Below are 10,009 nucleotides of genomic sequence, written 5' to 3'. Positions count from 1 at the left end.
GCTCGCAGGCGATCTTCGGCTTTTCTATCTCACCTGGTTGATGGCTGTCGAAACGGACGCCGTTGAATCCGATGCGCCGGAGCCGATGCCGGGAATCGGGCCGCTGACCGAGGCGCTCGAAGCCTTTGCCGAATTCTTCGGCATCAATCATGATCTGGTCCAGGCGGCGGCCGAGCGAAGCGCGGCAACGGCGCCCGCCGGCCCGGCGCCGGAAATGGCCCGGCTGGTCGTCGCGGCAATGAGCGACGCTGAGAAGACCAGTCTGCTCATGCGGGTTTTCAACGGCGAGCCCAACCTATCCGCCGAGTTGCGGGCCATGATACGGGAGCGTTTGGAACCCGAAACGACAATCTCGCCTGGCGCTTTGCGCAGAGCAGCGGATCTGCGGGCACGGGCCGAAGAAATTCGCCTTGCCCGCAAGCGCGCCGAGGCGGAGGCGGCGGAAGCGCAGCGGCGATTGCTGGCGGAAGCGGCTGAGAAGGCCCGCGATGTCCGGATCGATGCGCTTCGTCAGCGGGGCGAGAACGTCTGGGCAGAGGTCGAGACCGAGATCATGCGACGCAATCCAGCCGGTTACGACAAGGCGGCGGCGCTTCTTTCCGATCTGTCGGTGCTTGCCGAAAGAGAGGGCAGCAGCGAGGAATTTCGCCACCTGCTTCAAGCGATTCGGGAACGTCACGCCGGCAAGGGGCGCTTCATCGAACGTCTGGACCTGCTCGCGAGGCCGCCAGCCTAACCGTTTCGCGCTTTCCCGGAACTGCACCCGGGTGCCGGTCCGGTCGACGCAGGCGCGCTAGTATTTTCACTTTTGTCCCGCCGCCACGGATTCCCTCGCGCATCCGACCGTGGCGGCCAACAAGCTTCGGGCCGTCATCGACAACGCCGAATTCGTCCTGACGATCGAGCTCATGCCGCCGCGCAGGCGCATGACTTCCTGTCCGGCAGACCGCGGCATGTGGCACGGACGCGATCTACCAAGCCTTGCGCCAACGCATCGCGCACTACCGCGACGATCGCCCGTTTGTCCTGGGACATGGAAAGGCTGCGCGATTTCCTACGCGAGGCGGATGTGGAGTTCGGCGAAGTCTGAGCGTAGGAAGCGCAAGTATCAGGTGACTGGCGCCACCGGGATCGGCGGAAGCCCGGCGCCTTTCAGTGGTTGGCGTAGCCGCTCAAGGGACATCTTTGTTCTGCCGGGATTTGGAAGGTGCCGTCAATCCCGCTGCACATGTGGTATGCGGACTTCCGCGCTGGTGTTGTCCTTGGCTTTGGCGCCGGTCTTGGATTGGCAGCCTCGCGCTGGTCCTGACGCCTCGGCCTGGCGCGGACGACCGGTTGCGGTTTCTGCGGCCTTTGCGGCGCGACGCTTTCCTGTTTCTTTGCTGGCGCTTCGGATGCCTGCTTGGCGCGGTACGTCGTCAGCGCGTCGTCCGTGTCGAGCTTCAGGCGGGCATATTGCTTCGGGGTGAGGAAGGTGGTCGTGGGCAAGCCATTCGCCTCCTGCCACTGGCCGATGGCGCGGCGGGTCTTGGCGCCGAGGTCGCCGTCGGCGTCCAGGTCGTAGCCGATCGCCAGAAGCCGTTCCTGCAAGTCGACCTTGCCCTGGCGATCAAGTCCTATCGCGCTTTCCGTCAGTTCGGTCCCGGCGTCGGTCTCTGGTTTGGGCGCGGCCGTAGGTTCCACGGCAGTTGCCGACCGCGACGTCTCGCTCTGGACATTGGCCACAACGGTAGCCGGCTGCTTCTTGAGCTGGTCGATGTTGAGACGCGCCAGATCGGCGAACGCCCCGTTGGGGAATTGCTGCAGATAGGCTTCATAATGCGCCAGCGTGTTGCGCTTCGAGGCCTCGTCCCAGACCCGCTGCTCGATTTCCCATCCTCGCCCGTCGCTGCTGGCTGATTCCGCCGGCGCCGCGGTCGCGGATGGTTGCGCAGCGGGCTGGACGGGTGCCGGCGGTTGCGCGGTCTGCGGACCGATGAAGACCTCGCGGCCGAGCGATGCGTTGTGCCAGGGCCGCTGCTTGCCGTTCGTCTCGGCCGTCACCTCGCCCCGCACCCGGGTCAGCGCGCTCTGGAGTTCCACGCCGGGCTCGGCGATATGCCTGGCAAGAGATGTCGTATAGGGACTGTTGGCGCCGCCACCGTCATAGGACACCGCGCCGGGGTCCGTGGCAAAGGCGATCAGCACGCCGCCAGTGCCGACGTCCGACCCGCTGACATCAATGGGGGCCAGGCCCGGAGCCGTGGTCGAGCGGCTTTTCGGCAAGGAGGCCGCCAAGGTCCTCGCCAGCGGATTGTCGCGGCAGGCGTCGAGAATGACGATGCCGACCGCCGGGTCCGGCGGGAGAGCAGCCAGCAACTCGTCCATCTGGACGGTGCGGGTCTTGAGATGCGCCGGCGCGGTAAGCTCGGCATCGACCGGGATGAGGTAGTTCTTGCCGTTCACCTGCAGGCCGTGGCCGGCATAATAGATCAGCGCCGTATCCGCGTCGTAGGATGCCTCGGTGAACTTGTTGAGCCGATCCCGCATCCCGGCATAATCGAGATCGACGCCTTCGATAACGTTGAACCCGACCTTGCGCAGCACGTCGGCCATCAGGCGGGCATCGCTCGCGGGATTGGGGAGAGCGGGCGCATAGACATATTTGCTGTTGCCGATGACCAGCGCAACCCGGTTGCCCTGAGCGGCAAGGGCGCCGTGCTGCGGCAGCAGATCTGCCGCGGTCAGGAGGAAGAAACCAACGATGGCGACCCAGAACCTCATGGCGCGCATCCTCAACTCAAGTTGCGGCTCTGCTTGCCTTGGCAATTTCATTCAGAGATGTTCGCGTCTGTGAAATATAGCACATCCGCTGGCAGGAAGCGCGTGCCCTCTCGCGGTCGAAGCCGCGCCGTCGGGGCCTCGGCGACACCGCGCCGGGCAAACACATTGCATGATCTGGAGGATGGCGGCGACCAGCCTATTCAGTTCGATCTGCCCGAATTCAACCCCGCAATCGCCTTGAGTTGGTCAACGCCAAAGGCAGACCTTGACGTCCTTCCCGATATAGCAGGCGCCTTCGCGGCGAAGCTCTCCCCAATCGCCCACCTCGCCGTGCGTCTCGCGAATATCCCCGTTGGCATAGCCTGCCCAAGAATCTCCATCCTTGTAAACAACCGCCCAGTAATCCTTGGACATCTCGCCAGCTCCGCTATGCGTGTCGGGATAGTCGATGCCCGCGAAAACCTGCTTGGGGCCCCGGATGTTGAAATCGCCGCCCTGCTCGATCTGATAGGAGCATTTTCCGGAGATGCGGGTCTCGCCGTGAACGACGAGCAGGCAGCGGCCCCATTTGTAACCGCTCGGCAGACGATGCTGTGCCGCATGCGAAGGCGAGAGGGAAAACGCGATTGCCAGGGCTGCCATGATGGTTCGCGCGGTCATCCTATCACCCATCGTGAAACAGCAGATTGGATTCGGCCCAGGGCGTATGTCGAAAATGCTCCTCCGCGGGACGGTTCCACCAGAGATCCTCTTACTTGTCCCGGAATTGTCCCCCAGAGCCGGTTCGATCGGATTGACGTATGTCAAAGCGCATTTTGATTGAAGAGGTAATCATTAATGTGAAGAATTTGGAAGCTGCATTGCGCTTGGACGAGTTTGGCAAATTCCGGCCCACGTCAGCGGGATAGGTTAGTTTCAAGATGGCGTTCGCCGAGGCTCGGAAAGGTTTGATTGTGGATCCGAAAGGCATCCGACCAAGGCTTGGCCGTTCCATGAAGCGCTCGTCAGGATTTGGCGGTTCGCGTTGGCTCGCAGTCTGCCTCGCCTTGCTAATGGCGTTCACCACTGTCCTTTCCAGCCATGCCAATTCGGCCGCGGCTCCGCTTGGCGCCCAGTGGGCCGCAGAACATAATCATGGCTCCGCGGCGATCCGACATGATGGTTCCGTCCCGTGCAAGGATTTCGGCCATGCGCGCCATCAGGGCACATGCTGCATCTCGGCTTCAAGCTGCTCATTCTGCGTCCCGGTTGACGTCCATCTCTTCGTCGCGATTTCGGGAAGCCATCCCGTCGCGACGGCGCCGCCTTTCGTATCCTCTCCAAGTGACGTGCCTGTCGGGCTGCGCCCCCCAACCTCGTCGTGACCGCCTGAGCGCACGCGCGCCTTCCGTTCGTGCGCTTCGCCGCCGGTCAATCCGGCCCTCGAGTCACGAACATGAGAGCTTTGCAATGCAATCCATATCCCGTCGCCAGTTCCTGGCATCCACGGTGGCTGCCGGCGCCGCGGGCGTCGTCCTGCCGCTGATCAATCCCCGCGCTGTACAGGCGGCCTCCCCGACCGTCATCCGGGCCGATACCCGCGTCATCGAGGTGGCCGGCCGTGCCGCCAAGGTCTTCGGTCTCGTCCAGCCCGACGGCACTCCTGGGCTCGTCACCTCGGCCGCCAATGACTTCCAGGTCCGGCTCGAAAATGCGCTGAACGCGCCGACCTTGATCCATTGGCACGGCCTGACGCCGCCGTTCGGACAGGACGGCGTGCCCGACCTGCCGCAACCGTTGCTGCAGCCGGGCCAGTCCTATGATTACAGCTTCCCCGTCGCGACGCCGGGCACGCATTGGATGCATGCCCACACGCTGCAGGAACAGCAGCTGCTTGCCGCGCCGCTGGTCGTCACGGATCCTGCGGAGGCAGGTGCGGACGAGCAGCCGCTGGTGGTGCTGTTCCACGACTTCAGCTTCAAGACGCCGGAGGAATTGCTGGCCGGGCTGACCGGATCGGCGCCTGCATCGGGAACCGGCGGCATGGCCGGGCACTCGATGTCGGGCATGTCAGGCATGGACATGCAAGGGATGTCGGGCGGGCAAGGCATGTCAGACGGGCAAGGCATGGCCATGCCGATGGACGTCAACGACATCCAATACGACGCCTATCTGGCGAACGACCGGACGCTGGACGATCCACAGCTGTTTGCTGTGGAACGCAACGGCACGGTCCGGCTGCGCCTCATCAACGGCGCGACCGCAACGGCATTCTGGATCGACACCGGGTCAATCGAGGGCGAGGCTATCGCTGTCGACGGGAATGCCGTCACGCCAGTGCGCGGTCGCCGCTTTCCGCTCGCCATGGGCCAGCGCCTCGACATCCGGCTGCGTGTTCCGGACGAGGCGGGAGCCTGGCCGATCCTGGCGTTGCGTGAGGGCAGTGTCGAGCGCGCTGGTTTCGTGCTGGCGACCAGGGTCGGCGCGGTCAAGCGCATCGCGCCGGCTGGCAACCAGGCGACAGCCGCGTTCGACCTTGCATTCGAGTCCAGCCTCGTCGCCGCAAAGCCCCTGGCCGTGGCGTCTGTGGACCGGAACCAGGCCGTCGAGATTGGCGGCACGATGCAGGGCTACTCCTGGACGCTCAACGGCAGGACATGGGGCGACCATCAGCCGATCGCAGTGCGAAAGGGTGAGCGCATCGAACTCGTCCTGCGCAACGCCAGCATGATGGGCCATCCCATGCACCTGCACGGCCATCATTTCCAGGTTGTCGCCATCGACGGCCGCCGCTTCGCGGGAGCTGTGCGCGATACCGTCTGGCTGCCGCCGATGCGCGAGGTGACGGTGGCGTTCGATGCCACCAACCCAGGCACATGGGCGTTCCACTGCCATCACCTCTATCACATGGCGACCGGCATGATGACCGTCGTCGACTACGCCGCCTAACCGGTTTCAAGGACAGGACCATGAGACAGAACGATATGAATACCCTCTTCAGGACCCTGGCGATCGGAGCAGTGCTCGCGTTCTCGGCGCCCGTTCTCGCGAACGATGCCCATCATCCGGCCGGCAGCGGAGACGCTTCGCCGCCCCCTGCCGCGATGGAGAATGCGGAGGACGGAGGCACTGGCTCGGGGATGCCCATGATGATGGGCAACTCGATGTCCAACACCATGATGTCCAACACCATGATGTCGAGCGGCATGATGAAAATGATGATGGGCATGATGGCGGGCGGCGACATGGGTCAGATGATGTCGCCCGAGCATGTCGAGGGGCGGATCGCCTTCCTCTCGACCGAACTGAAACTCACCAAGGCGCAGCGCCCGCTTTGGGATGCCGTTGCCGAGGCGCTGCGGGCAAACGCTCACTCGGCCAAGGACATGATGGCGAAAATGCCTGCCGGCATGATGGGCGGAGATACCGCCCCCGAGACGCCAGTGGAGCGGATCGAGGTCCAGGAGCGAATGCTGTCGACGCGGCTCGAGGGACTGAGGCGGCTCAAGGTCGCTTTGGCGCCCTTCTACGCGTCGCTGGACGATGCCCAAAAGGCGGTGGCCGACAAGCTGCTCGCGCCGGCCCCGATGGGCATGATGTGAGACATGAAGGGGCCGTTGCGCCAGACCGCGACGGCCCCCCCGCGATCGACGCGAGATCTCCAGGTGAGACCATGAAGAGGAAGCGGAGCGTCCGCACGGAAGAGCTGCTGCTTTTGCAGCGCGAAACCTTCGACTACTTCCTGGGCGAGGTGAATCCCGCCAACGGCCTCATCCGCGACAAGACCGCCGCCGATTGGCCGGCCAGCATAGCGGCGACGGGTCTCGCTCTCACCTGCTATCCGGTGGCCGTCGAGCGCGGATACATGACCCGGCCAGAAGCCGTCGCACGAACCCTGGCTACGCTCCGCTTCTTCCACACTAGTCCCCAGGGGCCGGAGCCCGACGCTACCGGCTATCGTGGGTTCTACTATCATTTCCTCGATATGCAGACAGGACGGCGCGCCTGGCAGTGCGAGCTGTCCACGATCGACAGCGCCCTCCTGTTGGCAGGCGCTCTCACGGCGGCCGCGTATTTCGCTGAAGAGACCGCTGACGAGCAGGAAATCCGCGCGCTTGCCGATGCGCTATATCGCCGTGCCGACTGGCAGTGGGCACGGAACCAGGGCGCAACGGTGACGCATGGCTGGACCCCGGAAAACGGGTTCATCAAATACCGTTGGGAGGGCTATGACGAGGCCCTCCTGCTTTACATTCTGGCGCTTGGGTCGCCGACCTTTCCGCTTCCCGAGAGCAGCTACGCCGCCTGGACGTCGACCTACCGCTGGGAAAGCTGCTACGGCTACGAATATCTCTATGCCGGGCCGTTGTTCACGCATCAGCTGTCGCATGTCTGGATCGACTTTCGCGGGATACAGGACGCGTTCATGCGCGGGAAGGGCATCGACTATTTCGAGAACAGCCGGCGGGCGACCTATCTCCAGCAATGCTATGCCATCATGAATCCGCGGAAGTTCGAAGGGTACCGCGAGTGCTGCTGGGGGATCACCGCAAGCGAGGGACCAGGTCCGGCCACTCTCAAGCTCAATGGTGTCCAGCGGGAGTTCTACGATTATGTCGGCCGCGGCGTTCCCTATGGACCGGATGACGGCACGCTCGCTCCCTGGGCGGTCGCCGCCTCATTGCCGTTCGCTCCGGAGATCGTCCTGCAGGCGCTCGACTTCTGCATCCATCAGGCGAAGCTGAAGGAGTTCAACAGATACGGCTTCAAGGCGGCCTTCAATCCCACCCACCCGGGCGAGCCTGGCAATCCGTACGGGTGGTGGGTATCGCCCTGGCACTTCGGCATCAACCAGGGCCCGATCGTGCTGATGATCGAGAACTATTTGAGCGACACGGTTTGGCGCTTGATGCGCGGCTGTTCATACATCGTCGCCGGATTGCGCCGCGCCGGGTTCAGCGGCGGCTGGCTGAACGATGCGGATCCTGGCTGAACGGATTGCTCGGGCCCCCCACGGGCGGACCGATCGATTTGACGCACATCAAAGCGCATTCGAGTCGAAGAGGCGATCATGCCCATGGTGAATAGCTCGGAAGCCTTGCTGTGCTTGGACAATCTTGTCACATCTGGCAGCGACGCCATCAGACTGCAAGCGGCACCCTCGGTGCGATCATGCTTGGGTTTGGCCTTGCTCTTTTCCTGTTGCTGACGCCTTGGGGCTCGGCGCAAGCGCACGAGTTCGGCGTATCACCAGACTTCTCGTCAGCCAAGGTCATCCAGTCGGTGGCCGATGGCAAGGCCGATCGGCTGGCCTCGGCGGCCTCTCTGTCGGCATCAACCCTGGACGAGTCGGGTTGCCATGACGGCCATTGCGGCCTGTGCATGGGTGGACATTGTTTCGGTTGTTCGGCAGTTGCTCTGGCAGGTGGTCCTGATCTCGCCTCCGCAGCTGAGCCTGGCGCCCCAGCTTTCCCCGACCAATCGGGTTTCGCGCTGACCAGGCCTGACGAAGCCTTTCGGCCCCCTCGTTCCGTTCTCTGACGCCCTGCTCGGCGGGTAAATTCCACGCGTTGCCGAACAGGATCGCTCTTTTGTGCCGGGCCTACGCTGGCTTCGGTCGCGAATGTATTTCGAGGAGAAAACTCATGAACATGCGGACAGAAGCAGCAATCCCTGATTACCCGTCTGGTGGCCTGGCCAGCGGGCAGGGGTCAGTCGCGCTCCGTATCGGCGGAATGACCCGCACCCACTATCCGCCGGCAATCGATGAGGCCATTCGGGCGGTCAAAGAGGAACCAGGAGAGTTCGGATACGCATGCCCCATGGGCATGTTCCGCAGCCGCCTCATCGTCGAATAGGAGACCAGCATGTCAATGCATGACCATTCGGACCACGACCAGCCGCAAGGCTCCTTTTTGACCTCCCGGGCAGGCCTTGTCCTACTTGGCTTCCTTGCGATCGGCGGGTTCCTGCTCTTCACCGAGCACCGCGCCCATGTCCTTGGCGCGCTGTTCTATCTGCTGCCGCTCGGCTGCGTCTTCATGCACTTCTTCATGCATGGAGGACATGGGCATGGCGGACATGGCGGCCACCGCAGCCAGCCCGACGAAAGGAATCCGTCATGAGCGCCGACACTCAAGCCTACGGCCTTTGGAGCCTGGTGATCGTCAACTCCGCCGTCTTCATCCTGTTTGCCTACAGCTTCTTCAAGCCGGCGACGACCCGTGACTGGCGCTCGTTCGGCGCGTTCAGCGCCTTCCTGGTCGCGCTGTTCGCGGAGATGTATGGTTTTCCGCTTACCATCTACTTGCTGTCCGGCTGGCTGCAGTCCCGCTATCCAGGGATCGACTGGTTCTCGCATGATGCCGGACATCTCTTGGAAATGATGTTCGGCTGGCGGATCAATCCGCATTTCGGCCCCTTCCATCTGCTGAGCTTCGTCCTGATCGGCGGTGGGTTCTGGCTGATCGCGGCCGCATGGAGCGTTCTCTACGACGCTCAGCAGCACCGTTCTCTCGCCACCAGCGGCCCGTACAGCCACTTGCGCCACCCGCAATATGTCGGCTTCATCCTGGTGATGCTGGGTTTCCTCGTTCAGTGGCCGACGCTGCTGACGCTGGCGATGTTCCCGGTGCTGGTCGTGATGTATGTGAGGCTGGCGCGGGCCGAGGAGCGCGAAGCGATTGCCGAATTCGGCGACGTCTACCGCAACTACATGACACAGGTTCCGGGATTCATTCCGTGCTGGAACCGGTTGTCCGGCGGGTCGGTCGGCGGCCCTGGACGAGGCCTTGCCCCATGACGCGGCATCGCCGATCCTGGCCGTTTTCAGCGATCCTGCTCGCGGTCTTCGGTGTGGCGCTCTTCTGCATCGGCGCCTTCTTCATGTTCCTTCGGCCGCCGCTATTGCCGGAGGACGTGCGGTTCGTCGGCCTGTCGCTGGAACAGCTTCAGGCCGGGCAGCCACGCATGGCATCGTGGCTCGAGCGCGTGTTTCAGGTGCTCGGCGGATATGCCGTCGCCGCGGGCATTCTCACCGTCACAATCGCCGCGACGTCGTTCCGGCGGCACGAGCGGTGGGCTCTTCTGGGCGTGCTCGCCAGCGGCGTCGCCTCAATCGGATGGATGGCTGTCGTCAACTTCGTCATAGGATCCGATTTCCGGTGGGTGTTGCTGGCAGTCGCGATCCTCTGGGCGGCAAGCGTCTGCACGTTCGTGGTCGAGATCAGGCAAGCCGCCATGCGCGCAGGCGGGATCGGGTAGCCCT

10 protein-coding genes and 1 pseudogene are annotated in these 10,009 nt (G+C 63.6%); 9 read left to right on the top strand and 2 right to left on the bottom strand.

Annotated features, from left to right (window positions below):
• The first annotated feature begins 37 nt into the window (after positions 1 to 37).
• Together EOA23_RS10635 and EOA23_RS36430 are read left to right on the top strand one after the other, a co-directional pair.
• Positions 38 to 736, top strand: a complete 699-nt coding sequence (locus EOA23_RS10635; protein ID WP_127303958.1) for a hypothetical protein — start codon at positions 38 to 40, stop codon at positions 734 to 736.
• Between the two features lie 94 nt (positions 737 to 830).
• Positions 831 to 1,090 (top strand): annotated as a pseudogene (locus EOA23_RS36430) (aromatic amino acid lyase); the annotation flags it as partial.
• 62 nt (positions 1,091 to 1,152) lie between these two features.
• Here the strand turns inward: EOA23_RS36430 and EOA23_RS10625 are convergent.
• Positions 1,153 to 2,763 (bottom strand): caspase family protein, encoded by a 1,611-nt coding sequence (locus tag EOA23_RS10625; protein ID WP_127303956.1) that lies wholly within the window; start codon positions 2,761 to 2,763, stop codon positions 1,153 to 1,155.
• A 246-nt stretch (positions 2,764 to 3,009) separates the two neighbouring features.
• Positions 3,010 to 3,423 carry a hypothetical protein gene (locus tag EOA23_RS10620; protein ID WP_127303954.1) on the bottom strand — a complete coding sequence of 138 codons (414 nt, stop codon included), beginning with the start codon at positions 3,421 to 3,423 and terminating at the stop codon, positions 3,010 to 3,012.
• A gap of 789 nt (positions 3,424 to 4,212) precedes the next feature.
• Between EOA23_RS10620 and EOA23_RS10615 the strand changes: the two genes are divergently transcribed.
• From EOA23_RS10615 to EOA23_RS10585, 7 genes are all read left to right on the top strand, one after another.
• Positions 4,213 to 5,691, top strand: a complete 1,479-nt coding sequence (locus EOA23_RS10615) for a multicopper oxidase family protein (RefSeq protein WP_127303952.1) — start codon at positions 4,213 to 4,215, stop codon at positions 5,689 to 5,691.
• Positions 5,692 to 5,711: 20 nt separating this feature from the next.
• Entirely contained in the window at positions 5,712 to 6,344 is a 633-nt protein-coding gene (locus EOA23_RS10610; RefSeq protein WP_245474119.1) for a Spy/CpxP family protein refolding chaperone, read from the top strand.
• A 71-nt stretch (positions 6,345 to 6,415) separates the two neighbouring features.
• The gene (locus EOA23_RS10605; RefSeq protein WP_127303950.1) at positions 6,416 to 7,735 is read left to right on the top strand and encodes a glucoamylase family protein; all 1,320 of its coding nucleotides are present in this window, start codon (positions 6,416 to 6,418) and stop codon (positions 7,733 to 7,735) included.
• A 652-nt stretch (positions 7,736 to 8,387) separates the two neighbouring features.
• Positions 8,388 to 8,600, top strand: a complete 213-nt coding sequence (locus tag EOA23_RS10600; RefSeq protein WP_127303948.1) for a hypothetical protein — start codon at positions 8,388 to 8,390, stop codon at positions 8,598 to 8,600.
• A gap of 9 nt (positions 8,601 to 8,609) precedes the next feature.
• On the top strand, positions 8,610 to 8,867 hold the full coding sequence (locus tag EOA23_RS10595) for a DUF2933 domain-containing protein (protein ID WP_127303947.1): 258 nt from the start codon (positions 8,610 to 8,612) through the stop codon (positions 8,865 to 8,867).
• A complete protein-coding gene (locus tag EOA23_RS10590; protein WP_127303945.1) occupies positions 8,864 to 9,544 on the top strand; it encodes an isoprenylcysteine carboxylmethyltransferase family protein in 681 nt (226 codons plus the stop codon). The genes EOA23_RS10595 and EOA23_RS10590 overlap by 4 nt, the downstream gene beginning before the upstream one ends.
• Positions 9,541 to 10,005 (top strand): hypothetical protein, encoded by a 465-nt coding sequence (locus EOA23_RS10585; RefSeq protein ID WP_127303962.1) that lies wholly within the window; start codon positions 9,541 to 9,543, stop codon positions 10,003 to 10,005. The genes EOA23_RS10590 and EOA23_RS10585 overlap by 4 nt, the downstream gene beginning before the upstream one ends.
• Positions 10,006 to 10,009: the final 4 nt, after the last annotated feature.

The sequence above is a fragment of the Mesorhizobium sp. M2A.F.Ca.ET.042.01.1.1 genome, assembly GCF_003997405.1.
In the GTDB taxonomy this organism is placed as follows: Bacteria; Pseudomonadota; Alphaproteobacteria; order Rhizobiales; family Rhizobiaceae; genus Mesorhizobium.
This window is presented reverse-complemented; position numbering and strand designations above follow the sequence as displayed.